We start from the raw sequence: 25,635 nt of genomic DNA on the forward strand, positions 1-25,635 counted from the left end.
CTCAGGCCGAAGCGGGCGTCCTGTAGAACCACCGCCGCGCACCCTTGGGCTCGAAAGGCTTCCATTCGCCATCCGGCTGCGCCAGCCGGTCCGCCAGCGCATACAGCGCGATCGGGTTCACGCCCAGGCCGATGTGGCTGGCCTGCACCTCGATGTTCTCGGCCAGCGGCGAGGGCTCGTTGACGCTGCAGCGCCAGGCGACGACGCCGTCGCTCTTGGAGTAGATGGACGTCGTCGGCACCGGCGGCGCCTGGCGGATCTGCTCCATCAGCTCGGGGTCGTTGGACGCGTGGCCGCTGACCATCTCGAAGAAGCGCCAGGCGTTGGTCGCGCGCGGGTGGCCGGTGAAGGGCGTGCCCAGCGTGACGACGCAGCGCGCCAGCTCCGGGCATTCCTTGGCCAGCTCGCGGGCATAGATGCCGCCCAGGCTCCAGCCCAGCAGGCTGACCTTGCGGCCGTGGCGACGGTGCAGCTCGATCAGGTCGGCCTTGGTCTTTTCCAGCACGCCGGCGCGCGGACCGAAGTTGAAGCCCTGGCCCCAGCCCTGGGTCGCGTAGCCCAGCGAGTCGAGCATCGCGCGCAGCGGTGCGGTGGTGAAGTCATGCGCGCCCAGGCCGGGGAAGACCAGCACGGGATGGCCGTCGCCGTGCGGCAGTTTCTTCATCCACGGCATGGTGGCCAGCAGGGCCGCGTATTCCCAGGGCGCGCGGCCCTCCAGCATCAGCAGCCAGGCGTTGGGTGCGCGCAAGTCGGACCAGTCGGGGTGAGGGGAGGTGGGGGTCTGTTGCCAGCGCGAGAAGCGCGGCGAGCGGATGGCGGGCATGCGGCAAAAGCGAGAGCGGGCAAAGCCCGGCCATGTTAGCCAGCTGTCGCCTGTTTCCGGGGCGTGCTTGCCCGGGGGCTGAGGTGTCGCGTTGGTGACTGGTGCATGCGCGCCCTCAGCGATGCGCCGGCCCTTCTTGAGGAGAATGCGTGCCGACTACACAGCTCGCCACGAACCTCGCTCCCGCATCGTTGGCGTCAAGAGGCCGTCGCAGGTCGTACATCCAATAGCCTATGACGCAAATGACCGCAATTGCGATTGCGAGGTTAGTCACGCCTTGCAGCCTAGCCCGCCAGCCCGACACGGCGACGGTGTCGCGGGCCAGCCTGGAGTCCAGCGGTGGCGCGTAACCGCCTCGCAGTATCCGGACAGCCTGTCGAAGGCCGATCGCGACGGGCCACATTAGCAACGCCGGCACTCCAGGAAATAGTGCAAAGCGGAGCCACTCCAAGGTGCTGGCAGGGCCAATGCGGTTACACAGGAGTGGGATGCCGCCCCTGAGGAAATATGGAATCCCGGCGGCGATGACGATGATTGAGCCAAGTGCTAAAACAGTCCGCGTCCATGGGACCGGCTGAGCTCGGATGATGACTGCGCGGGCGCTGGCGGGATAGCGCGCCAGCCGCCTTTGCAAGGCCTGCTCGCGATGGGCCTTCAGGTGGCCATCGTCGTTGGCGACGTGACGGGCAAAGGCGACACCGCCCAGGAGCACAGAGCCCCAGAGCAGCCAATCCCAGTACGAGGCCTGCATGCGCGCTCAAGCCGCGTTGGCTGTCCTTCGCTTCGCCGGTGCCGCGGCCTTCTTCACCACCGTCTTCTTCGCCGCCACCTTCTTCACCGGCGCCTTCTTCTTCACCACCGGCGTCGGCTCAGGCTCCACGACCTCCGCCACCGGCAGCGCCTGGAACTCCATGAAGGCCGCCTCGACATAGGCCGCGAACTCGGCGGTCTCGGGCATGGCCTCGCCGCAGGCCATCAGGCCGATGTCCAGGGACTGGTTGTAGGTCTGCACCGTCACGTTCAGCGCCAGGCCGTGCACGGCAATCGACGTGGGGTAGTTGGTCAGCATCTTGGCGCCGGCCAGATACAGCGGCAGCTGCGGCCCGGGCACGTTGGAGATGACGACGTTGGCGACGACAGGCAGCTTCTCGGCCACCTTGGCGCGGCCGTAGAGCATGGCGCCGGCCTGCATCAGCCAGGGGATGCCCAGGCTGGGGAAGTCGGTCGGCATCAGGCTCTTGAGCTGGCTCATCTGCGCCTTCATGGCCTTGCTGGAGGCCATCACATGGGCCAGGCGCTCGCCCGGGTTGCTCAGGTGCGTGCCCAGGCTCATGAAGGTCATGGTGGCCTGGTTGTTGGACGTGGTGTCGCCGGCGGCGCGCGTGGACACGGGCACGGCGGCGATCAGGCTCTTGCGCGGCAGCGGGCCGTGCTTGGTCAGGAAGCGCCGCAGTGCGCCGCCGATGACGAAGAGGACGGCGTCGTTGACGCTGGCGTGGTGGCGCTTGCGGGTGCGGTGCAGCTCGGCCAGGGCCAGGGTCACGCCCGCAAAGGAGCGCGTGTCGGACAGGCTGACGTTGAAGCGTGTGCGCGGCGCCGGGCCCAGGCTGGAGACTGCTTTCTTGCCGCGCACCACGGCCGTGGTCTGCGCGGCCACGTCGCCCAGCAGGTTGCGCAGCTTGTCGATGGAGGCGCCGGCCGCGGCGCCGCCGGCATAGCCCATGGCCATGTTGCCGAGGATGTTGGCGGCGCTGGGCAGGGAGCGGGCCAGCTTGACGGTCTGCTTCCACTGCTGGGACACGGCCGCGCGCAGCATGCCGACGGTGCCGAGCTGGCCGCGCTTCTTGCCGCGCGCGGCGATGGCGTCGATGGGGCGCGGCTCGGGGCTGAGGTCGAGGATGACCTGGGCCAGCGCCACGGCGGCCTGGCCGTCCACGGCGGCATGGTGGAGCTGGGTGTACAGCGCGATGCGCGGCTGGCCCTCGGGGCCCGAATCCAGCCCGGTGAAGACGTGGAACTTCCACAGCGGCAGGCCGCGGTCCAGCAGCACGGGGTGCAGGGCGCCCACCTGGGCTTCCAGCTCGGCCATGCCGCTGCCCTCGGGCAGGGCGATCTCGACGATGTGCTCCTCGAGGTCGGGCTCGGCGTCCACCCAGCCCGGGTTGGACAGGCCCAGCGGCATCGCGACGAGGCGGCGGCGCAGGGCCGGCAGCAGCGGCATGCGGGCCCGCATGTGCTCGCGCAGGTCTTCGATGTAGTCGCCGTCGTAACCGACGGGCAGCTCCAGCAGATGCAGGGCGCCGACATGCATCGGCATCTGCGGCGTTTCCAGGTAGAGGAAGCTGGCGTCGAGGCCGGCGAGCTGTTTCATCGGGGCGTCTCCTGGGCTTGTTTCAGCCCAGCATACCCGCGCTGCCCGCCGCCGGCGTCTCGGGGGCGACCCTTCCCGGGCCGCCGTCAGTTCATTCCTCGGGGACGAAGATCCACAGCAGGATGTAGAGCAGGATGCCGCTGCCGAAGGCCAGGAAGAGCACCGTGAAGATGAGGCGCCAGACCCAGGAATCGAGGCCGGTCACGCGGGCGATGCCGCCACAGACGCCGCCGATCCAGCGGTCGACGCGGGCCCGGCGCAGGCCGTTGACGGCACCGATGTTGGGGCTCTGCGCGCTGCTCGAAGCCGCCGCGGTGTGGCCGCCGAGCACGCGGGCCTTGGCCTTGGCGAATTCCTCGTCGTTGAGCACGCCACGCGCATGCAGGTCGGCCAGCTTGTTGAGTTCGTCAGCGTCGTTCATTTGGGGCTCCTTGCGGGGTTGATGGAACGAAGCCTAGCGGTCCTGTGCGTGCAGGCCAGAGGCATGCGACAGGCCGTCGATTTCGTGGGATGCCGCCGCGGAATTCAATGGACAGGCTGTTTGCTCGGGTCGATGTCGATGAACTGCCAGAAGTCCAGCCAGAACAGCGGGCGGTAGAAGCCCGTCATCGAGGGCTGCTCGATGTCCGTGAGGATGCGGTGCACATTGACCTTGTAGGGCATGTAGGCCACGGCCATGCGTTTGGCCTCCTTGAACAGGGCCTCGCGTTCGGGGCCATCGGGCAGGGCCTGCATGCGGTCGTAGATGGCGTCGAAGCGCGCGTTCCTGAAACGTGGCAGGTTCTGCGTGCCCGCAGCGGGGCCGTAATAGCGTTGCAGCGCACCCTGGCCGTCGGGCTGGGCCGCCGTCGAGCCGACCGGCCACATCTGGTAGTTGCCGGCCTGGGCCGCCTTCAGGTTCTCGGGCCACTGCTGGATCTTGATCTTCATGCGGATGCCGACGGCGCGCAGCGCCTTCTCCCACAGCTCGTCGATGGCGCGGTTCACCGACTTGGGCTCGGTGTTGCGCGTGATGACGAGGGGGCTGCCGTCGGGCAGGTCGCGCCAGCCGTCACCATCCTTGTCGACATAGCCGTACATGTCGAGCAGGGCGCGGGCGCGGGCCGGGTCGTAGTCGCCCATCTCGCTCTTGAAGCCTGGTTCATAGCCGGTGGTGTGGGGCACGATGGGCGACTGGGCCGGCACGGCCTGGCCGCGGCGGGCGATGAGGATCTCCTTGTTCACGTCGTAGGCCAGCGACAGCGCGCGGCGCAGCGCGACCTTGTCGGGCGTCACGCCGCCGACGACCGGGTCGTCGAGGTTGAAGCAGGTCATCGTCATGTCCGGCGTCAGCGTGAACACCGCATGCATGCCGCGCTTGGCGAGGTTGGGCGCCAGCTTGCCGCCCGGCGCGGCCTGGGTGATGAAGTCCTCGGGCACACGCTCGATGAAGTCGTGCTCGTTGTTCAGGAAGGCCAGCCAGCGCGGCTGGCTCTCGACGATGACGTCGACGACGACGCGGTCGATCATCGGGATGCGCCGGCCCTTCAGCTTGGCGTAGATGGCCTCAGCTTCCCTGTCGCCGGGCGTGGGCACGGCCTCGTAATGGCGCTCCCGATAGCCTGGGTTGCGCTCGAAGACGATCTGCGAGCTGCGCCGCCATTCCTTCAGCACGAAGGGGCCGGTGCCGACCGGGTGCTCCATGATGGTGTCGCCATAGAACTCGACGACCTCGCGGGCGACGGCGCCGTACAGGTCGTTGTTCGCGAAGATGGATTCGACCAGGCGCGGGCGCGGCTCACGCGTCCTGACCTGCAGCGTGTAGCGGTCCAGCGCCTTCAGGCCCTCGACCTCGGTGTCGTAGGGGAAGGGCTTCTTGGACCGGATGACGCGCTCGCGCAGCTCCTCCAGGCCGACGATGGCGGCGTCCTCATAGCTGGACCAGCCCTGGGCGTTGTTGGCGGGGTCGGCATAGCGCTTGATGCTGTAGACGAAGTCCTGCGCCGTGACCTCGCGCTTCCTGCCCTTGAAGGCCGGGTCGTCGGCGAAGTAGATGCCGGGCCTGAGCTTGAAGGTGAAGGTCTTGAAGTCGGCACTGATGTCGGGCTCGCCGGCGGCGATCTGCGGCACGATGCGCGTCGGCCGCGCCAGCGGGTCGTACGTGTAGAGGCTCTCGAAGATGTGGGCGGTCAGCGTGCGCGAGTAGATGTCCGACAGCCGCACCGGGTCGAAGCCGGTCTCGGCGATCAGGAAGGCGTAGTGCAGTGTCTTCACCGGCTCGGCCGCCCGGGCCGGAGCGAGCAGGGACAAGCAGGCAGCGCATGCGGCGAGCAGGTGTTTCATGGGGGTCTTACTTGGCTTTGGGCAGCGCGGCGGCGTCGATGTCGACGTATTTCCAGAAGTCGCGCACGAAGAGATTGCGGCTGTAGCCCCTGACCCAGGGCTGGGCCATGTCGGTCCAGATGCGGTGGACGTGGAATTTGTAGGGGGCGTAGGCAATCAGCAGGCGCTGCGCTTCGTTCATCAGCGCCTGGCGCTCGGGACCGTCGGGCAGGGCCTTCTGCTTGTCGAACAGCACCTCGAAGGCCGGCAGGTCGAAGCGCGGCTTGTTGGCATTGCCCTTGGCCTTGCTGGAGCCCAGTGCCAGGAAGGTGTCGCCGTCGGGTGTCGTGCCGACCCAGCCCACGCCCCACATCTGCAGCTTGCCGGCGTTGGCGGCCTTGAGCTGCTCCGGGAACTTGCCGATCTTGAAGCTCATGCGGATGCCCAGGGCGGCCATGTTCTTCTGCCACTGCTCGGCGAGCTGGCGGCGCTCGCCATCGGCCAGCGTCGAGTACTCGATGGCCAGCGGCTTGCCGTCGGGCTGCTCGCGCCAGCCGTCGCCGTCGCGATCGACATAGCCATAGAGGTCGAGCAGGGCCTTGGCCTTGGCGAGGCTGAACTCGCTCATCTCCGACTTGAAGGCCGGGTCATAGCCGAACACCGTCGTCGGCATCGGCCCCTGGCTCTTCAGCGCCTGGCCGCGGCGCACGAGGCGGATCTCCTTGTCCAGGTCGACGGCCAGGTTGATGGCGCGGCGCAGCGCTATGCGCTCGGGCGTGTAGCCGCCGACGACCGCGTCCTCCATGTTGAAGTAGCTGACCGAGACGTCGGCGCGCGGATAGCGCGTCATCGTCAGCCCCAGCTTGGCTAGGTTGGGCGCCAGGTGGTTGCCCGGCATGGCGACCGAGGCAAAGTCGATGGGCACCTCCTCGATGACGTCCGCCTCGCCGCGCAGGAAGGACAGCCAGCGCGGCTGGGCCTCTTCGATGATGTCGATGACGACACGGTCCACCAGCGGCAGCTTCCGGCCCTGCAGGGCCGCGACCTCGGCCTTGAGCTTGTCGCTGGCGTCGGGCGGCGCGACCTCGGCGTAGCGCAGGTCGCGGAAGTTGGGGTTCTTCTCGAGGACGACGCGCGAGCTGCGCCGCCACTCGGTCAGGCGGAAGGCATTGGTGCCGACCGGGTGTTCCATGATCTTGTCGCCATAGAACTCGACGACCTCGCGCGCGACGGCGCCCAGGAAGCCGGCGTCAGCGAACTGCTGCACGAAGCGCGGGTCGCCGACGCCGAGCTTGAGCTGCAGCGTGTAGCGGTCCAGGGTCTTGAGGCCTTCGACCTCGCGGTCGTAGTCGAAGGGCTTCTTGACCTTCATGAGCTCCCTGCGCAGCTCCGACAGGCCGAGGATCTTGACGTTCTCCAGGATGTAGAGATTGCCGCTCTTCAGCGCGGGGTCGTAGTGGCGCTTGATGCTGTAGACATAGTCGGCCGCCGTCAGCTCGCGCCTGGCACCCTTGAAGGCCGGGTCGTCGGAGAAATAGATGCCGGGCTTGACCCGCATCGTGATGGTCTTGAAGTCGGCGCTGATCTCGGGCATCTCGGAAAGAGTGGCCGGGCGCAGCTTGAAGGGGCGGGTGCCGAAGTCGTATTCCAGCGGCGCGTCCAGGATGCCGCCGAGGATGTCCTTGGAGTATTTGTCGGTCACCTGGACCGGGTCGAAACCGGTTTCGGCCACCTTGAAGGCATAGCGCAGCACCTTCTCCTGGGGCGGACTCTGGGCTTGGGCGCCGGTCATCGCACAGGCCAGCAAGAGGGTGGTCAGCAGGGAGGAAAGCTTCATCGCGGGGGCGCGCAAGGCGGAGAAGTCGCGGAGTCTAGTGAAACCGTCAGGCCGGGGCCGCGCTTTGCTCGCATAGACTCCGGCCCGTTTTCTGGTGTAACCCCGCTTGCCTGGCGGGGTTTGTGGTTTTTGGGAGCCCCGATGGCGGCCTATCTGATCCGACGCCTGTGGCAGATGATCCCGACCCTGCTCGGCGTCGTGCTGCTGGTGTTCTTCCTGTTCAAGTACTTCGGCAACGACCCGACCGTCATCCTCGGCGGCATGAACGCCAGCCCGGAGATGATTGAATCGATCCGCGAGCAGCTCGGCCTGAACAAGCCGGTCTGGGAGCAGCTGTGGATCTTCGTCAAGCAGATCGTCACCTTCGACTGGGGGCGCAGCTGGGCGACCAACGAGGCAGTCGCCAACCTGTTCGCGACGCGCCTGCCCGCCACGCTGACGGTGACCCTGCCCATCCTCATCCTCGAGGTGCTGCTGGCCATCCCCTTCGCGATGGCCGTGGCCGCCGTGCGCGGCAGCTTGACGGACCGCACCGTCATGGTCTGCTCGACGATCGCCGTGTCCATCTCGCTGCTGGTCTACGTCATCCTGGCCCAGTACCTGTTTGCCTTCCGCCTCGGCTGGTTCCCGGTGCAGGGTTGGACGGCCAGCACCTGGACCAACCTCACCACCTACGCCCCGCTGCCCGTGCTGGTGGCCGTGGCGGTGTCGATGGCGCCGCAGATCCGGCTGTACCGCAGCTTCTTCCTCGACGAGATCGGCCACGACTATGTGCGCACCGCGCGCGCCAAGGGCCTGACCGACACCACCGTGCTGCTCAAGCATGTGCTGCGCAACGCGATGATCCCCATCCTGACCAATGTGTCGGTGCTGCTGCCCGGCGTGCTGGTGGGCAGCTTCCTGATCGAGGTGTTCTTCTCCATCCCCGGCCTCGGCCGTGAGCTGCTGCTTGCCGTCAACCGCGGCGACTATCCCGTCATCCAGGCCTTCGCCATCTACTTGGCGGCGCTGACGATGACGGTCAACCTTGTGGTGGACCTGCTCTACAAGCTGGTCGACCCCCGCGTGGTGCTGAAATGAGACCCCTCGCCCAGTCTTGCCCAGCTGAACGCGGGCAGCCCGGTCGGTCCCCCGAGGGGACGCCGATGCTTGCCGGATCAACCGGCAAGCACATCGCCAGTGCGGGCCGGCTAGGGAGCGGCCCGGCGCTCGGCCCGCGGATTTCATGCATCACGAACAACTGACATGACCGCGATCTCCAACTCCTCCGGCGGCGTCTGGGCCGCTTCCTGGCGGCGCCTCAAGACCGACCGCGTCGGCGTCGTGTCGATGGGCATCGTCGGCGCCTTCCTCGTCCTGGTGCTGCTGGCGGCCACCCAACTGCTGGCGTCGGGCTGGCAGCGGGAGGTCGCCGTGCCCAACGCGCCGCCGACGCTGCTCGGGCCCCAGCCCGCCGAAGACACCGGCACCATTAGCGCGCCCAAGGGCCCGAATGTCGACCTGTCCGACATCGACCCGCTGGCACCCCGCTATGGCGAATGGGCCGAGCGGGCCAAGGCCTTCAAGACCGAAGAGGTCGTCAAGGCCGAGACGCTGCCGCTGGGTGGCGACCGCCTTGGCCGCGACGTGCTGGCCAAGGTCATCAAGGGCGCCGAGGTGTCCATCTTCGTGGGCCTGGCGGCGGCCGTCGTGGCGACGCTGATCGGCACCGTGCTGGGCGCCATCTCCGGCTTCTTCGGCGGCAGGATCGGCGACTTCCTGGAGTGGGTCTACAACGTCTTCACCGCCATCCCCAGCATCCTGCTGATCTTCGCCTTCGCGGCCATCTTCCCGCGTGGCGTCGGGGCGGTCGTCATCATCCTCGCGCTGACGGGCTGGACCGGCATCTACCGCCTGATCCGCGCCGAGTTCATCAAGCACCGCGGGCGCGAATACGTGCGCTCGGCCGAGGCCATCGGTGCCTCGCAGTGGTCGCGCATGTTCAAGCACATCCTGCCCAATGTGTCCCACGTGGCGCTGGTGCAGCTGTCCCTTCACGTCGTCAGCTTCATCAAGAGCGAAGTCATCCTGAGCTACCTCGGCCTGGGCGTGGGTGTCGACCAGGTTTCCTGGGGCACGATGCTGGGCGAGGCGCAGAACGAGATGATCCTGGGCTACTGGTGGCAGCTCGCCGCCGTGACCACGGCCATGGCCGTCTTCGTCACCGCGTTCGCGCTCTTCACGGATGCGCTGCGCGACGCCCTGGACCCCAAGCTGCGAGGTCTCGAATGAGCATGCTCCTCAGCATCCAAGACCTCAAGGTCGCCTTCCGCATGGGCAAGGTCGACGGCGTCATGCAGCGCCAGCTGGCCGTCAAGGGCATCAGCTTCGACGTGCCGGAGAACAGCACGGTCGCCCTCGTCGGCGAATCGGGCTCGGGCAAGAGCGTGACGGCCATGTCCATCCTCAACCTGCTGCCCAGCAATGCCGAGCGTGAGGGCCGCATCCTGTTCCAGGGCCGCGACCTGCTGCAGACCGGCCTGCGCGAACTGCAGGCCATCCGCGGCAAGGAGATCGCCTGCGTCTTCCAGGACCCGATGAGCTCGCTGAACCCGGTCTTCAACGTGGCCACGCAGGTCTGCGAGCCGCTGATGAAGCACATGGGCATGAGCCGCCGCCAAGCGCTCGTCCGCGCCGAGGAATTGCTCAATGAGGTCGGCATCCCCGAGCCCAGGCGGCGCCTGTCGGCCTACCCGCACGAGATGTCGGGCGGCCAGCAGCAGCGCGTGATGATCGCCGTGGCGCTGGCCTGCAGCCCGAAGCTGCTGATCGCCGACGAGCCGACGACGGCGCTGGACGTGACCATCCAGCGCCAGGTCATGGAGCTGCTGGCCAAGCTCAAGGAATCGCATCGGATGAGCCTGCTGTTCATCTCGCACGACCTCGGCGTCGTCGGCGAGATCTCGGACCAGGTCGTCGTCATGCGCCACGGCCAGGTGCGCGAGAACGCGCCGGTGGCGAACATCTTCAGCGACCCCCAGGACGCCTACACCAAGGCCCTGCTGGCCTGCCGGCCGTCGCTGACCGAGAACCCGGCGCGGCTGATGGTCATCGACGATCACATCGCCGGCCGCGCGGCTTCCACCGACATCAAGGCCAAGGACGCCAACGCACCCGTCGTGCTGGAAGCGACCGGCCTGCAGAAGAGCTTCTGGCTGAAGGACGGCCTGTTCGGCAAGCGCGAGTTCAAGGCCGTCAAGGGCGTGAACTTCAAGCTGCGCAAGGGCCACACGCTCGGCGTCGTCGGCGAGTCCGGCTCGGGCAAGACGACCATGGGCCTGACGCTGTTGCGCCTGCATGAACCCACGGGCGGCCAGGTGCTGTTTGAAGGCCGGGACCTGCTCAAGATGAGCGGCGCCGACTGGCAGCAGATGCGCCGCCGCATCCAGGTCGTGTTCCAGAACCCCTATGCCTCGCTGAACCCGCGCTTCACGATCGGCCAGACGCTGCGCGAGCCGATGGAGATCCACGGCATCGGCGCGAACACGACCGAGCGCGAGGCGCGTGCCGTGGCCCTGCTGCAGAAGGTGGGCCTGGACGAAAGCGCGATGGGCAAGTACCCGCATGAGTTCAGCGGCGGCCAGCGCCAGCGCATCGCCATCGCGCGCTGCCTGACGCTGCAGCCCGAGGTGCTGGTGCTGGACGAGGCGGTGTCCGCCCTGGACGTGTCGGTGCAGGCCCAGGTGCTCAATCTGCTGAAGGACCTGCAGGACGAGTTCGGCCTGAGTTACATCTTCATCAGCCACGACCTGGCGGTCGTCAAGTTCATCTCCGACGAGGTGCTGGTCATGCAGAACGGGGACGTGGTCGAGCAGGCCACCACGCGCGACATCATCCAGGCGCCGCGTGAGGAATACACGCGCCGCCTGCTCGGCGCCGTGCCGCGGGGCTACCAGGGGGCCGTCGCCCGGCCGGCCTAGGCGGCCGATTCTTACGGTTGCGTGTAATTTCAACGGTCTCGGACGTGGGATCCTCAACATCCCGCCTGAACCGCGCTGAAATCCGCGGTGCGGCTCGGCATGCTCGGCCGTCCAACGCCCCGATGTATCGAACTCTGGCTTCCCGATCGACGCTGTGCGCGGCGCTGGCCGCATTGGCATTGCTGTGCGCCTGCTCGCCCGGCGATGGCGCCGGCACGCCCGCGTCCACCGCTTCGGCCGTGCGCGACGAAGGCCTGGCCCGCGACCTCGAACGCATCGAGCGCGCCGCCCGCGCCAAGCCTGCGCCGCTGGAGCAGGAGCTGCGGGCCCGCGGCGAGAAGCTCGCCACCGGCAGCGCCGCCGAGCTCGAGGTGCTGGCCCTGCGCGGCCTGCTCGCTGCCTACGCACGCGACCGGGCGCTGACCGACCAGATTTCCCAACGCCTGCGCGACTGGCCCGCCGGCGAGCTGCGCGCCGCCGCCGCCGTCGCCGCGGCCAGCGTCAGCGCCGAATACCTGCGCTCCCACGGCGACCTGCGCGAGGCCCGCAAGCTGCTGATGGCCGTGGACGCCGCCCAGCTCAATGCCGCCGCACCGGTGTTCCGCTGGCGCTACCACCACCAGCTCACGGCCATCGCCAGCGACTCGGGCGAGCTCGACCTGTCGCTGAACCAGGGCCACGCGGCCCAGCGCCTGGCCGAACAGATGGGCCAGCCCTGGCGCGTCGCGCTGACGCTGGTGGACCTGGCCTTCACGTCCAACCGGGCCGACACGCCGGCGCGCGCCCGCCAGCTCATCGGCCAGGCGCTGACCGAGGCCCAGAAGGACCCTGACCCGATGACGCTGAACCAGGTCTACACGATGCGCGGCATCGTCTATGCCGAGGACAGCGACTCCAGCATCACGCTGCAGGCCAATTCCGATGCGCTGGAACAGGCCACGCGCGCCGGCGCCGACTCGGTGCGCGCCCTGGGCCTGGCCAATTTCGCCGACTACCACCTGCGCCAGGGCCATCCGGCGCGGGCGCTGGAACTCGCCGAGCAGGCCCTGCCGCTCGCGCGTGCGACGCGCAACATCAGTGCCGAGAGCGTCGCCCGCTCCAACATCGGCCTGGCCAAGATCTCGATGGGCCGCATCGCCGAGGGCCGCGACGATGTGCGCGCCGGCATCACGCTGGACGAGCAGCAGGGCGCCCTCGCCTATGCGTCGGCCGGCTGGCAGGAGCTGGCGGGCTATCTGGAAAAGGCCGGCGACCTGGCGGGCGCCATCGCCGCCTACCGCGAGCACCGCCGCATGGACGAGCGCGTGCTGCGCGACGAGACCCGCAAGCTGCTGCTCGAAGCCCAGGAGCGCCAGGACGCCGAGCAGCGCGCCCGCGACATCGAGCTGCTCAACCGCGACAACGCCCTCAAGGCCGAGCAGGTCCACCAGCGCAATCTGGGGCTGACGCTGTGGTCGGCCATGGGCGGCTGCGTGCTCGTCTCGCTCGGCCTGCTCTACCAGGCCTTCCGGCGCGTGCGCCGCACCAACGAGGCCCTGGCCCACAGCAACGCCTCGCTGAAGCGCCAGAGCGAGACCGACCCGCTGACCGGCCTGGCCAACCGCCGCCACTTCCAGGCCGCGATCAAGAATTTGTCCAGTGCCGAGGGCCTGTCGGCCAGCGTCTTCCTGATCGACATCGACCATTTCAAGCGCATCAACGACAGCTTCGGCCACGCCGCCGGCGACGTCGTCCTCATCGAGATCGCCCAGCGGCTGCGCCAGGCCGTGCGTGACGATGACCTCATCGTGCGCTGGGGCGGCGAGGAATTCCTCATCGTCGCGCGTGGCCGCGAGGGCGTGTTCGCGGCCCAGCTGGCCCAGCGCCTGTTGGACCTCGTCGGCGGCAAGCCGGTGCATTACGAAGGCCGCGAAGTGCCCGTCACGGCCTCCATCGGCTTCGTCAGCCTGCCGGTGCCGCCGCACGGCCTGCGCCTGACCTGGGAGCGTGCCATCGACCTCGTCGACACCGTCATGTATCTGGCCAAGTCCCATGGCCGCAACAAGGCCTATGGCGTCGAGCGCATCCACGCCGAAGACGCGCTGGCGGCGGCGCAGCTGACGGCCCGGCTGGAGGCCGCCTGGGCTGAAGGCCAGGTGGGCCTGCAGGCCCTCAGCGGCCCGGCCCGTGCGGGCGACAGCAGCTTCCATCCCGACGCCGTGAGCCGGCCGGCCAACGCATGAGCGCCGCGCCGGGCCGTCCCAAGCAAGCTCGCTCCCGCTGGGCGGGACAGCGCGCAGCGCGAAGGGTCCACCAATGAGGACGATCGCCGCCCTGTGTCTGACGCTGGCCGCGGGCCTCGCGGGCGCCGCACCGGTCGTCGCCCCCGACCCGGTGGCCGAGGACACGCTGCTGGCCAACATCACCCGCCGCGCCTTCGATGCGCCCGAAGCCATGCTGGCCGAGCTGAACCAGCGCTGGCCCACCCATGCCGAGCCGGGCCAGCCGCGCGAGGCCGCCTGGCTGATGGCGCGCGGCCGCGTGCTGCTGGCCGGCGGCCAGGCCGAGGCGGCCGACGCCGTGGCCGCGCAGCTGATGGGCCGCGAGGACGGTGCCGACCGCGGCTGGCTGCTGCGCGCGCTGGCGCAGGAGCGCACCGGCAAGTCCGCCACCGCCCTGGCCGCACGGGCCCTGGCCGGCCTGGAAAAACGCTGCCCGGCCGGTGACGAGGCGCGTGCCGTGCGCGAGCTGGGCTGCGATTTCCGCAGCGCCTGGGAGGCCCTGCGCATCCTGCAACGCGAGCAATACGCCCAGGGCGCCTTCGCGGTCTCCGAGGCCAGCGTCAAGCGGGGCCTGGCCCTGGCCCGCGCCGGCGAAGACAAGCACCTGACCGCCCTCAGCCTGGGCATGCTGGCCGTGTCGCTGCAGGCCCAGGACCGCCTGGACGCGGCCCGTGTCGAGCTGCGCGCCGCCGCCGTTGAGGCCGCTGGCGACCTCGTGGCCGGGGCCCGCGTGCGCAACTACGAAGCCGCCGTCGAGCGCCGCGCCCGCGACATGGCGGCGTCGCGCAGCGCCGTCGAGGCCGCACTGCTGCTGGCCGAGCAGGCCGATGCGCCCCACCTCGCCGCCCAGCTGCGCTCCAACCTCGTCGATTCCTATATGCACCTGGGCCTGCCCAAGGAGGCGCTGGCCGCCGGGCAGCGCGCCATGCCGGTGCTGCAGCGCTTCGGCGATCGCTTCTACGAACGCAGCCTGCACCACAACCTGGCCGTGGCCCACATCAAGCTGCGCCAGTTCGACCAGGCCCGCGTGGAACTCGCCAAGGTCGGCGAGTTCGGCACCGACCCCGCCGACCTCGTGCCGCGCGCCCGCGAGCTGCGCGAGCTCGCCGAGACCTGGACCGAGGCCGGCCAGTACAAGGAGGCGCTGGCAGCCCTGCATGCCGAGCGCGACCTCAACACCCGCGCCAACGAGCGCAACCGCGCCGCCGCGCTGGAGGAGCTGGGCCGCAAATACGACAGCGCCGCCAAGCAGCGCGACCTCGACCTGCTGGCGCGTGACGGCCAGCTCAAGGACCAGCAGATCTCCAACCAGCAGCTCGCGCAGCAGGTCGGCCTCGCCGTCGGCGCGCTGCTGCTGCTGTCCGTCGCCCTGGTCGGCGTGACGCTGGTGCGCATGCGCCGCGCCCAGACCCGCTTGACGGCCAACCAGAGCCTGCTGCGGGCCCAGAGCGAGCGCGATCCCTTGACCGATTTGTCCAACCGCCGCCACTTCCTGGCCGTCATGGACCAGGGCGCCCGCGACGCCAAGGGCGAGGGCTTCGTCGGCGCGCTGATGATGATCGACATCGACCACTTCAAGAACGTCAACGACTGGCACGGCCATGCGGCCGGCGATGCCGTCATCGTCGAAGTGGCGCGCCGCATCAAGGCGGCCGTGCGCGATACCGACCTGGTCGTGCGCTGGGGCGGGGAGGAGTTCCTCGTCTTCGCGCCGGAGCTGCCGGGCGACGACCTCGCGCTGATGGCCGAGCGCATCCTGCGCGGCATCGGCGGCCAGCCGGTCGAGACGCCCGAGGGCCCGCTGCGCGTCACCGCTTCCATGGGATTCGCGAGCTTCCCCCTCGGCGGCGCGGCCGGCGCGGCCCTGCGCCTGCACTGGGAGCAGGCCGTCAACTGGGCCGACATGGTGCTCTACAAGGCCAAGGCCGAGGGCCGCAACCGTGGCGTCGGCATCAGCGCCGTCGAGACCCCCGACAGCCATGCGCTGACCGCCGTGCTGCAGGACTTCGATGCCGCTTGCATGAACGGCCAGGTCAAGCTCAGGCAGTTGCCAGGCCCGCAATGAGTAGGCCCCTCGTCCAAGGAGTACCTTGGCCGGCCTTGCAGGCCGCGCTGCGGCATGAGCCGCAGCTCTTCGCCAGGCACATCGCGCCCACCGGGCGCAATGTGTCCGGGCTCAGCCCCCGCGGGGACGGCGATGCTTGCGGCATTGAGCCCCAAGCACATCGCCATGGCGGGCCGGCTAGGGAGCGGCCCGGCGCTCGGCCCGCGGTTCCCCATGCGGAGTGGCAAGCATGACATTGCCGCCGCTGCAACGTCGCCAGCTGATGATGTGGCTGGCCGCCACGGCGACCTCGTCGGCCTACGGCCAGCCCGCCGGCCCCTGGCCGTCGCGACCGCTGCGCATCGTCGTGCCCTACCCATCCGGTGGTGCGTCCGACGTCGCGTCCCGGCTGCTGGCGCCCGAGCTGCAGAAGAGCCTGGGCCAGCCCGTCACCATCGACATCAAGCCCGGTGCCGACGGCAACATCGGCACGGCCGATGTCGCCGGCGCCAGCGACGGCCACACGCTGCTGATGGGCAGCGTCGGCACGCACGTCATCAACCCGCTGCTGTGGCGCCGCCTGCCCTATGACGCGGTGAAGGACTTCGCGCCCGTCTGCCTGGTGGCGACCGTGCCGCTGGTGCTGGTCATCAACCCCGGCGTCGCCCAGAGCCTGGGGGTGCGCAACGTCAACGACCTGGTGAACGCGATCACCGCCCAGCCCGGTCGCCTGCACATCGCCTCGGGCGGCAACGGCAACCCCTCGCACCTGGCCGGCGAACTCTTCAAGCGCCTGACGCAGACCTATATGCTGCACTTCCCCTACCGCAGCACGACCTCGGCCCAGCAGGACGTCATCGCCGGCAACATGGACCTGATGTTCGACGCGCTGCCGTCGGCGCTGCCGCAGATCAAGGCCGGCAAGCTGCTGGCCCTGGGTGTGTCGAGCGCGCGGCGCAGCCCCAGCCTGCCCGATCTGCCCACCGTCGAGGAGGCAGGCGGCCCGGCCCTCAAGGGCTACGAGGCGAGTGCCTGGATCGGCCTGTTCGCGCCCAGCAGCCAGCCGGCCGAGCAGCTCGCGCGGCTGCAGCGCGACAGCGTCACCGCGCTGGCGGGCGCCGCCTTGCGCGAACGCCTGACCAGCCGTGGCATGCTCGTGCACGGCAGCGGCGGTGCCGAGTTCGCCAGCCTGATCGCCGCGGAAACCGCCAAATGGGCGCGCGTCGTGAAGCTATCAGGTGTCAAAGTCGACCGCTGAGCCGACTACAACGACAGGAGACTGCAATGACTCTGAATCGCCGCCAGGTCACCGCCTTGGCCGGCAGCCTTGCGCTGCCCGCTGCTGCCCAAACCGCCTGGCCGAGCAAGCCCATCCGCCTCGTCGTGCCCTTCACGCCCGGTGGCACGACCGACCTGCTGGCGCGGGCGATGGCGCCCGAGTTGCAGCAGCGCCTGGGCCAGGCCGTCGTCGTCGACAACAAGCCCGGCGCCGGCGGCAACATCGGCTCGGCCGAAGTCGCCAAGGCCACCGATGGCCACACGTTGCTGATGGGCACCGTCGGCACCCATGCCATCAACGGCGCGCTGTATCCCAGGCTGCCCTATGACCCGGTGAAGGATTTCGCGCCCATCACGCTGGTCGCGGCCGTGCCCAATGTGCTGGTGCTCAACCCCGCCAATGCAGCGCGTTACGGCATCCACAGCGTGGCCGACCTGATCCGCGTCGCCCGCGCCAATCCGGGCAAGCTCAATATGGCGTCCAGCGGCAATGGCACGTCCATCCACCTGGCCGGTGAACTGTTCAAGAGCATGACCGGCAGCTTCATGCTGCACTTCCCCTACCGCGGCTCGGGCCCGGCCCTGCTGGACCTGATCGCCGGCAACACCGACCTGATGTTCGACAACCTGCCCTCGGCCCTGCCGCAGATCAAGGCCGGCAAGCTGCTGGCCATCGCCGTCACCAGCGCCCAGCGCAGCCCGGCGGTGCCGGACCTTCCCACCGTCGCCGAAGCCGGTGGCGCGGTCCTGAAGGGCTATGAGGCCAGCTCCTGGTTCGGCCTGCTGGCGCCGGTGCACCAGCCGGCCGACCAGGTCGCCCGCCTGCAGCGCGAAGCCGCGGCGGCACTGAACACGCCGGCACTGCGCGAGCGCATGGCGGGCCAGGGTGCCGTGGCCGGTGGAGGCTCCTCAGCGGAGTTCGCGGCGCTGATTGCCAGCGAGACCCTCAAATGGGCCAAGGTTGTGAAGGTCTCGGGCGCCAAGGTCGACTAGATGAAGCCCCTCGTCCAAGGCTTACCTTGGCCGGCCTTGCAGGCCGCGCTGCGGCATGTGCCGCAGCCCTTCGGCAGGCACATCGCGCCCACTGGGCGCAATGTGTCCGGCCTCAGCCCCCGCGGGGACGGCGATGCTTGCGGCATCGAGCCGCAAGCACATCGCCAGTGCGGGCCGGCTAGGGAGCGGCCCGTCGCTCAGCCCGCAAGACTCATTCACGGCATCGATCACCGATGAGATTCATGCCCACCTGGCGCGCCGACTTGGTCGCCGGTGCTGTTGTCGCCGTGCTGCTGATCCCGCAGAGCCTGGCCTACGCGATGCTGGCCGGCCTGCCGCCGCAAGTGGGCCTGTACGCCAGCCTGTTGCCGCTGCTGGCCTATGCGGCGCTGGGCTCCAGCCCGGTGCTGGGCCTGGGGCCGGTGGCAGTGCTCGCGTTGATGATCGCCCAGGCCCTGGGCGCATTGCCGGCCGGCGTCAGCCCGACGGAAGGGGCCCTCGTGCTCGCCGCCGAGGTGGGTGGGCTGCTGGCCGTGGCCGCGCTGCTGCGCCTGGATGCGTTGTCCAGCCTGCTGTCGGTGCCGGCGCTGCGCGGTTTCGAGACCGGCGCGACGCTGATGATCGCGGCCGGCCAGCTGCCGGTGCTGCTCGGCAGCGCGGCGGCGGGCTTCACGCTGCCGGACTTGATCGCATCGGCCCCGCAGGGTGGCTTCGGCGTCGCCAGTGCGGCCTGGGGCGGCGTGGGCATCGCGCTGCTGCTGCTGTCCCGCCGCGCCGGCCCGCGCCTGCTGGCCCGGCTGGCGCCGCTGCTGCTGCTGGTGGCGGCGATGGCGCTGTCGGCCTTCACGCCGGCCGCCGTCGGCGTTGCCCAGGTGGGCGCCTTGCCATCGCTGGCTTTGCCCATCGGCCTGCCGCGCCTGGAGGCCGCGCTGTGGCTGCAGCTGCTGCCGTCCGCCGCCCTGGTGGCCTTGATGGGTTTCGTGTCCAGCCTGGCGGTCTCCGAGTCCCTGGCGCAGCGGCGCGGCGAGAAGCTGCTGCCGGCGGCTGAGATGCGCGGCCTGGCGGCGGCCAACCTGGTCGCGTCGGTCAGCGGCGGCATGCCGGTGGCGGGCAGCTTCTCGCGCAGCATCCTGTTGCACGAGGCGGGTTCGGCCAGCCGCTGGAGCCTGGTCTGCGTGGCCGGCTTCATGTTCATCGCGATGCTGGTGCTGGCCGAGCCGCTGGCGCATCTGCCCAAGCCCGTGCTGGCCGCGACCATCGTCGTGGCCGTGCTCGGCGGCTTTTCGTTGCAGCCCTATCGTGAGGCCTGGCGCTATGCGCGGGCGGAAGGCCTGCTGATGGTGGCGGTGACGGTGGCCGTGCTGTGCTGGAGCATCGCGGCGGCGCTGGCCATCGGCGTCGTCGGCTCCGTCGCGCTGCTCATCCAGCGCACCGCCCAGCCCCATGTCGCCCGCATCGGCCGCGTGCCGGGCACCCAGCATTACCGCAACCTCGAGCGCTATGCGGTCGAGTGCCGGCCCGAGGTCGTCGGGCTGCGCGTCGACGAGAGCCTGGTGTTCACCAATGCCCGCGGCCTGGTCGACGCCGTGCTGGCCCATGTGCGCGAGCACCGCGAAAAGGTCGGCAAGCCGCAGCGCGTGCTGATGCTGATGGCGCCGGTCAACCACATCGACGTGTCCGGGCTGACGGCCCTGCAGGAGCTGCACGCGGCACTGCGGGCCGAGGGGCTGAGGCTGGAGTTCTCCGAGGTCAAGGGCCCGGTGCTGGACAAGCTCAAGGCGGTGGACTGGCTGGAGCGCTACGACGTCTCCCTCTACCTCAGCCACCACGAAGGCATCCAGGCCGGCGAACATGCCCTGAGGCCGAGTCTGGCTGACATGGACGCGCCGGGACAGCTTTAGCCCTTCTCTGCTACCGTCTCGGCCCAGCTAGCGGTCCCCGGACGCCATGAACGACAAAGAGACATTGCTCGGCATCCGCCGTGGCATCGAGAAGGAAAGCCTGCGCGCCCTGCCCGGTGGCGGGCTCGCGTTGACGCCGCATCCGCACGCCCTGGGCTCGGCCCTGACCCACCCGCACATCACGACGGACTACAGCGAGTCGCAGCTGGAGCTGATCACCGGCGTGCATGCCGGCGTCGATGACTGCCTGCTGGAGTTGACCGAGATCCACCAGGCCGTCTACCGCGCGCTGGCCGACGAGCGCCTCTGGGTCGGCTCCATGCCCTGCGGCCTGCCGACCGACGAGACCATCCCCATCGGCCGCTATGGCGGCAGCAATGTCGGCCGTGCCAAGAGCGTCTACCGCATGGGCCTGGGCCAGCGCTACGGCCGGCGCATGCAGACCATTTCGGGCATCCACTACAACTGGTCGCTGCCCGGTGTGTCGACCGACGGCTATTTCGGCGCCATCCGCAATTTCCGCCGCGAAGGCTGGCTGCTGCTGTATCTGTTCGGCGCCAGCCCGGCGCTGTGCGACAGCTTTGTCGCCGGCCGCGAGCACGGCCTGCAGCGCCTGTCCGGCCACACCCTCTACCTGCCGCATGCGACCTCGCTGCGCATGGGGCGCCTGGGCTACCAGAGCGACGCGCAATCCAGCATCGCCGTCACCTACAACTGCCTGGAGAGCTATGCAGCCTCCCTGCAGGAGGCGCTGAGCCGGCCCTATGCGCCTTACGAGGCCATCGGCGTGCAGACGCCCGGCGGTGACTACAACCAGCTCTCCACCAGCCTGCTGCAGATCGAGAACGAGTTCTACAGCACCATCCGCGCCAAGCGCGTGATCCGCTCGGGCGAGCGGCCGCTGCATGCGCTGCGCGAGCGTGGCGTCGAATACATCGAGGTGCGGCTGATGGACCTCGACCCCTTCGAGCCGGTCGGCATCGGTGCCGACGCCATCCGCGTGCTGGACTCCTTCCTGCTGCACTGCCTGAACAGCGACAGCCCCGACGACACGCCGGACGAGATCGCCGCCAACAGCCGCAACCAGCACCGCGTGGCCGCCCGCGGCCGCGAGCCCGGCCTGATGCTGGAGCACTGGCGCGGTGGTGAACGCAGCCTGGCCGACTGGGCGGGCGAGATCCTGGCCGCCTGTGCGGTCCATGCCGAAGCGCTGGATGCCGCGCATGGCGGCGATGCCTACCGTGCCGCGCTGCGCCGCGTGGGTGAACGGCTGCGGCGCCCCGAGCTCTGCCCCTCGGCCCGCGTGCTGACCGTCATGGCCCAGGACTTCGACGACAGCTATGTCGGCTTCACGCGCCGCCAGAGCGATGCCACGCGTGCGGCCCTGCTGGCCATGCCTTTTTCTGACGAGCTGCAGCGTCGCTTCGAGAAGATGGCCGCTGAATCGCTGGCCGAACAGGCCCGCATCGAGGCGGCCGACACGCTGGACTTCGAGGAGTTCCGGCGCTTCTACGTCGCGCCGGAACGCATGGCCGTCTAGATCGTCGTGTCCAGCGTCGCATAGACCGACGCGCTGAAGCGCAGGCGGTCATCGGGCTCGCTGGTCGCCCAGCGTGTGAGTTCTTCGGCCGGCATGGGCCGCGCGAACAAGAAGCCCTGCAGCTTGTCGCAGTGCTTGCCGCGCAGCACGTCCGCCTGGCCTTCGGTCTCGACGCCCTCGGCCACGACCTGCAGGCCCAGGGCATGGGCCAGCTCGATGACGGCCTTGACGATGGCGCGGGCGTCGGCGCTGCTCTCCAGGTCCTGGATGAAGCTGCGGTCGATCTTGAGCTGCGACACCGGCAGGCGGCGCAGATAGGCCAGGCTGGAATAGCCGGTGCCGAAGTCGTCGATGGACAGCGACAGGCCCAGTCCGGCCAGGCGCTGCAGCGTGAGCTCGGTGGCGCTGGCGTCGTCCATGGCGACGGACTCGGTGATTTCGCAAGTCAGGTGGCGGGCATCGACGCCATGCTGGGCCAGCGCCTCCTCGAAGCGGCGCACCAGCGCATCGGGCTGGCGCAGCTGCTGCACCGACAGGTTGATGGCCACGCGCATCTGCAGGCCGGCCTCGCGCCAGACGGCGATCTGGCGGCAGGACTCTTTGATGACCCAGTCGCCCAGCGGCATGATGAGGCCGAAGCGCTCGGCCACCGGGATGAAGACGACCGGGCTGATGGCGCCGCGCTGCGGGTGCTGCCAGCGCAGCAGGGCCTCGACGCCAGTGACCTCGCCCTGGGCGGTGGCGATCTTGGGTTGGTAGTGCAGGGCCAGGCGGCCGCTGCCGGCCTCGCCGGCCAAGGTGGCGCGCAGGTCGCGGGCCAGCTCGACCTGCTCGCGCACGCCGGCCTGCATATGCGCCTCGAAGAAGGCAAAGCCGTTGCCGCCGGCGCGCTTGACCGACTGGGCGGCCGAATCGGCCTGGGCCACCAGCGCCTCTCCCGGCCCCTGGCCTTCATACAGGGCGATGCCGACCGAAGCCGACAGCCGCAGCGGCTGGGTGCCGGCACCGGGCACGCCTGTCATGGGCTCGGCCAGCGCGTTCAGCAGGCGCTGGGCGATCTGCGCCAGCGTGGTCTCGTCGACCTCGCCTTCGACCATCAGCACGAATTCATCGGCGGCCAGACGGGCCAGCGTGTCATGGCCGCGCGCCAGGCCCTCGAGCCGCCGGGCGGTTTCGCGCAGCACCTGGTCACCGGCGGCCAGGCCGAAGCTGTCGTTGATGGGCTTGAAGCCGTCCAGGTTGACGGCCAGCAGGGCCAGGCGGGCGCCCTCGCGCTGGCCGCGCGCGGCGGCATGCTGCAGGCGGTCGTCCAGCAGCTGGCGGTTGGCCAGGCCGGTCAAAGGGTCGCGCAGCGCGATTTCCTGCAGCTCGGTGGTAGCGGCGTGCAGCGACTGCTGCAACCGGTTGGTGCGGCGCTGGCCGCGGGCGTCCAGGGCCGAGGTGATCAGCGTCAGCAGCAGCAGCGCGAAGGTGGCGCCGGCGACGAGGTTGCCGAGGTTGTCGCCGCGCAGCGCATCGGCGCTGAGGCAGACCGTGCCTTCGGCAATGCCGGCGGCGGCCATGCCGGTGTAGTGCATGCCGGCCACGGCGGCGCCCATGACGAGGGCGGCGGCGAGCTGGCCCCAGCGGGCCCAGGCCCGCGGCAGCCGGCGCAGGCCGAAGAAGATGACGAGGGCTGCGGCGGCCGCGCCGGTGGCCACGGCCGCCGAGGCGGCCACCAGCGGCCAGTTCCATTGGATGCCGGGGGCCAGCACCAGGGCGGCCATGCCGGTGTAGTGCATGGCGCAGATGCCCGCTCCCATGCTGACGGCGCCCACGGCCAGGCGGGTCGGCGTCAGCGACTCCTGGGCCGCGACGCGCAGCGCGATGGCCGACACGCCCACGGCGGCGAGCCAGCTCAGCAGCGTGATGGCGGTGTCATAGCCGACGAGAAAGGGCAGCTTCAGCGCCAGCATGCCGACGAAATGCATGGCCCAGATGCCCGTGCCCATGGACAGGGAGCCGGCGATCCACCAGGTCCGCGCCACCAGCGCGTCGGGCGTGCGCACGCGTTGGGCGAGGTCCAGCGCCACATAGGAGGCGAAGGCAGCGGTCAGATAGGACAGCACGACGACCGCCGGGTCGAAGCGCAGCGCGAGTACGGCGGCGGTCATGGCTGCCAGTATGAAAGCTCAACGCAAGATTGAGCTCGTGCCACCTCGGCCAAGGCGTGAAGGGCTGCCGCCAGACGAAAAAAAGACCCGGTCAGCGGGCTGCCGGGTCGTGAAGCCCTCGGGTGAGGGCGTCGTTGGGATGAGCCACTGTAGGCGGCCGGTCGGCGCCGCGGTGGGCAATATTTACGGCCGCCCTGCCGATAATCCCGCCATGTCCTCTGCCCAGCACCCCGCCCCCGAAGCCCTGACCGAAGCCGACCTGGAGCGCCTGCAGGCCCTGCTTGACGCCTTGCCCGCGTCGCTGGAGCCGCTGGACGTCAGCATGGCCGACGGCTATCTCTGCGGCGTGCTGCTGCAGCCTGCAGCCGTGCCGCTGGAGCAATGGCTGCCGCCGCTGCTGGACAGCGAGGGCCGTCCGCTGCCCCAGCGGATCGACGACGAGCTGATCGGCCTGCTGCGCCGCCGTCACAAAGCGCTGAACATGGCCATCATCGGCCGCCAGTGGTTCGACCCCTGGGTGTTCGAGCTCGACGAGGACGCCAGCCCGAGCGAAACCGTGCTGCCCTGGGTAGCCGGCTTTGCGCATGCGCTGGATGCCCATCCAGGCCTGATGAAGCTGCCCGAGGAAGCGCTGCTGGAACCGCTGGCCGCCCTCTATCTGCACCTGGACCCGGATGACCTCGAGGATGCCGACGCGCTGCTCGAGGAGATCGAGTCGCTGGAACCGCCGGCCGACCTGGAGGAGGCGGTCGAAGGCCTGGTCAGCGCGGTGCTGATGCTGGCCGACGTGTCGCGGCCGCTCAAGCCGCAGCCGCAGCAAAGACCCGCTGGGCGTGCAGGCCCAGGCCGGTCGCGACCGAAGCAAACCGGTCGCCGCTGACGCGCGCCGCCTGCGGGAAACCGGCGGCCATGCCATCCACCAGCAGGCGCAGGCCCGTCGATCCGCCCGTGAAGTAGAGAGCGTCGATCTGGTCGCCCTTGAGGCCGGCCAGGGCGACGGTCTCGTGGGCCGTCGCGATGATGCGGTCGAGGTCGGCGCGCAGCGCGTCCACGGCGGTCTTCTCGCTCAGCGGCAGCACCAGGCCGGCTTCGATGTGGCCGAGGTCGACCGTCGTGTCGGCGCCGCCGGATACGGCGATCTTGGCGCCCTCGGCGCGCGCGGCCAGCTCATGGCCGAGGCGCTCCTCCAGCACCGTCATCAAGCGCGCATGCTGGCGCACGTCGGTGAACCAGCTCTTCATGCCGCGCCATTCGGCCACGCGCAGCGGCGAATAGCAGGTGTTGATCAGATGCCAGGTGGCGAGGTCGAAATAGATGCCGCTGGGGATCTCGCGACCGCTGGGCCCGGTGGCGCGATAGCCGAATTCCTGCAGCAGGCCGGCCAGCTCGATGTGGCGGTCGAAATCGGTGCCGGCGATGTGCACGCCGTGGCTGGCGAGGATGTCGTCGCGGCGCGCGATGCGCTGCATGCGCTCGGGGCCGACGCGCACGACGGAGAAGTCGCTGGTGCCGCCGCCGATGTCGGCGACCAGCACGATCTGCTCGCGCGTGGCCTGCTGCTCGAAGTCGAAGGCCGCGGCGATGGGCTCGTACTGGAACTGCACCTCGCGAAAGCCGACGGCGCGGGCGCAGGCCTCCAGCTGGGCCTGGGCGGCCGCGTCGCGCGCGGGCTCGCCGTCGACGAAGAACACCGGCCGGCCCAGCACGGCGCGCTCGGGTTCGCCGGCCAGGCGGCGCAGGCGCTTCAGGTAGCCGGACACGATGTCCGCATATTTGGCACCCCGACCCCCCCCGACATCGGTGGTCTGGTCGATCAGCGGCGAGCCCAGGATGCTCTTCATCGAGCGCATCAGGCGGCCGTCGTGACCCTCGACATAGGCGGCCACGGCGGCGCGGCCGAAGGCGCGCGGCGGGCCGTCGATGTCGTGCGGCCCTTCGGCGTAGTAGAAGACGGCCGTCGGCATGGTGCGCTGGCCGGGCTCCAGCTCGATGAGGCGCATGCCGGAGACGGCGTTGGGCACGGCGACGGCCGAGTTGGACGTGCCGAAGTCGATGGCACAGAAACTGGAAGAGATGTTCATGACGTCACGCCGGAGCGGATCTGGCCCTGGGGGCATCACTGACAAGGGGGGCGGATTCTAGGAACACAATCGCGCGCCTGATTTGGGAGATTC

At 69.6% G+C, this 25,635-nt stretch carries 17 protein-coding genes; 10 read left to right on the forward strand and 7 right to left on the reverse strand.

The window, feature by feature from the left end:
* Position 1 precedes the first annotated feature (1 nt).
* The 5 genes from AC1DW3_RS07455 to AC1DW3_RS07475 form a co-directional block, all read right to left on the reverse strand.
* A complete protein-coding gene (locus AC1DW3_RS07455) occupies positions 2–823 on the reverse strand; it encodes an esterase/lipase family protein (protein WP_477930086.1) in 822 nt (273 codons plus the stop codon).
* A gap of 757 nt (positions 824–1,580) precedes the next feature.
* Entirely contained in the window at positions 1,581–3,194 is a 1,614-nt protein-coding gene (locus AC1DW3_RS07460; protein WP_477930088.1) for a wax ester/triacylglycerol synthase family O-acyltransferase, read from the reverse strand.
* A 91-nt stretch (positions 3,195–3,285) separates the two neighbouring features.
* On the reverse strand, positions 3,286–3,615 hold the full coding sequence (locus tag AC1DW3_RS07465) for a PspC domain-containing protein (RefSeq protein ID WP_477930090.1): 330 nt from the start codon (positions 3,613–3,615) through the stop codon (positions 3,286–3,288).
* 104 nt (positions 3,616–3,719) lie between these two features.
* Complete coding sequence (locus AC1DW3_RS07470; RefSeq protein WP_477930092.1) at positions 3,720–5,516, reverse strand: ABC transporter substrate-binding protein; 1,797 nt, start codon at positions 5,514–5,516, stop codon at positions 3,720–3,722.
* A gap of 7 nt (positions 5,517–5,523) precedes the next feature.
* Positions 5,524–7,332 (reverse strand): ABC transporter substrate-binding protein, encoded by a 1,809-nt coding sequence (locus tag AC1DW3_RS07475; RefSeq protein WP_477930094.1) that lies wholly within the window; start codon positions 7,330–7,332, stop codon positions 5,524–5,526.
* A gap of 141 nt (positions 7,333–7,473) precedes the next feature.
* Between AC1DW3_RS07475 and AC1DW3_RS07480 the strand changes: the two genes are divergently transcribed.
* The 9 genes from AC1DW3_RS07480 to gshA all read left to right on the forward strand — a co-directional run bounded on the left by AC1DW3_RS07480 (position 7,474) and on the right by gshA (position 21,308).
* Positions 7,474–8,412, forward strand: a complete 939-nt coding sequence (locus AC1DW3_RS07480) for an ABC transporter permease (RefSeq protein ID WP_477930096.1) — start codon at positions 7,474–7,476, stop codon at positions 8,410–8,412.
* Positions 8,413–8,577: 165 nt separating this feature from the next.
* Positions 8,578–9,603: an ABC transporter permease gene (locus AC1DW3_RS07485; protein WP_477930098.1), complete on the forward strand. Its 1,026-nt coding sequence runs from the start codon at positions 8,578–8,580 to the stop codon at positions 9,601–9,603.
* A complete protein-coding gene (locus AC1DW3_RS07490) occupies positions 9,600–11,291 on the forward strand; it encodes an ABC transporter ATP-binding protein (RefSeq protein WP_477930100.1) in 1,692 nt (563 codons plus the stop codon). The genes AC1DW3_RS07485 and AC1DW3_RS07490 overlap by 4 nt, the downstream gene beginning before the upstream one ends.
* Before the next feature lie 122 nt (positions 11,292–11,413).
* Entirely contained in the window at positions 11,414–13,513 is a 2,100-nt protein-coding gene (locus tag AC1DW3_RS07495) for a GGDEF domain-containing protein (RefSeq protein WP_477930101.1), read from the forward strand.
* Positions 13,514–13,586: 73 nt separating this feature from the next.
* Positions 13,587–15,617, forward strand: a complete 2,031-nt coding sequence (locus AC1DW3_RS07500) for a GGDEF domain-containing protein (protein ID WP_477930103.1) — start codon at positions 13,587–13,589, stop codon at positions 15,615–15,617.
* Between the two features lie 229 nt (positions 15,618–15,846).
* Entirely contained in the window at positions 15,847–16,854 is a 1,008-nt protein-coding gene (locus tag AC1DW3_RS07505) for a Bug family tripartite tricarboxylate transporter substrate binding protein (protein ID WP_477930105.1), read from the forward strand.
* 26 nt (positions 16,855–16,880) lie between these two features.
* Positions 16,881–17,867 (forward strand): Bug family tripartite tricarboxylate transporter substrate binding protein, encoded by a 987-nt coding sequence (locus tag AC1DW3_RS07510; protein WP_477930107.1) that lies wholly within the window; start codon positions 16,881–16,883, stop codon positions 17,865–17,867.
* A 233-nt stretch (positions 17,868–18,100) separates the two neighbouring features.
* The gene (locus tag AC1DW3_RS07515; RefSeq protein ID WP_477930109.1) at positions 18,101–19,768 is read left to right on the forward strand and encodes a SulP family inorganic anion transporter; all 1,668 of its coding nucleotides are present in this window, start codon (positions 18,101–18,103) and stop codon (positions 19,766–19,768) included.
* A gap of 46 nt (positions 19,769–19,814) precedes the next feature.
* A complete protein-coding gene (gene gshA, locus AC1DW3_RS07520; RefSeq protein WP_477930111.1) occupies positions 19,815–21,308 on the forward strand; it encodes a glutamate--cysteine ligase in 1,494 nt (497 codons plus the stop codon).
* On the opposite strand, the gene AC1DW3_RS07525 is transcribed toward gshA, so the two are convergent.
* A complete protein-coding gene (locus tag AC1DW3_RS07525) occupies positions 21,305–23,461 on the reverse strand; it encodes a putative bifunctional diguanylate cyclase/phosphodiesterase (RefSeq protein WP_477930113.1) in 2,157 nt (718 codons plus the stop codon). The genes gshA and AC1DW3_RS07525 overlap by 4 nt on opposite strands.
* A gap of 211 nt (positions 23,462–23,672) precedes the next feature.
* Here AC1DW3_RS07525 and AC1DW3_RS07530 point away from each other — a divergent pair, with 211 nt between their 5' ends.
* Positions 23,673–24,341, forward strand: a complete 669-nt coding sequence (locus tag AC1DW3_RS07530) for a YecA/YgfB family protein (protein ID WP_477930114.1) — start codon at positions 23,673–23,675, stop codon at positions 24,339–24,341.
* On the opposite strand, the gene AC1DW3_RS07535 is transcribed toward AC1DW3_RS07530, so the two are convergent.
* Positions 24,262–25,542, reverse strand: coding sequence for an Hsp70 family protein (locus tag AC1DW3_RS07535; RefSeq protein ID WP_477930115.1), 1,281 nt, complete (start codon positions 25,540–25,542; stop codon positions 24,262–24,264). The two genes, AC1DW3_RS07530 and AC1DW3_RS07535, sit on opposite strands and share 80 nt — an antisense overlap.
* Positions 25,543–25,635: the final 93 nt, after the last annotated feature.

Source organism: Roseateles sp. P2_H4 (genome assembly GCF_056403315.1).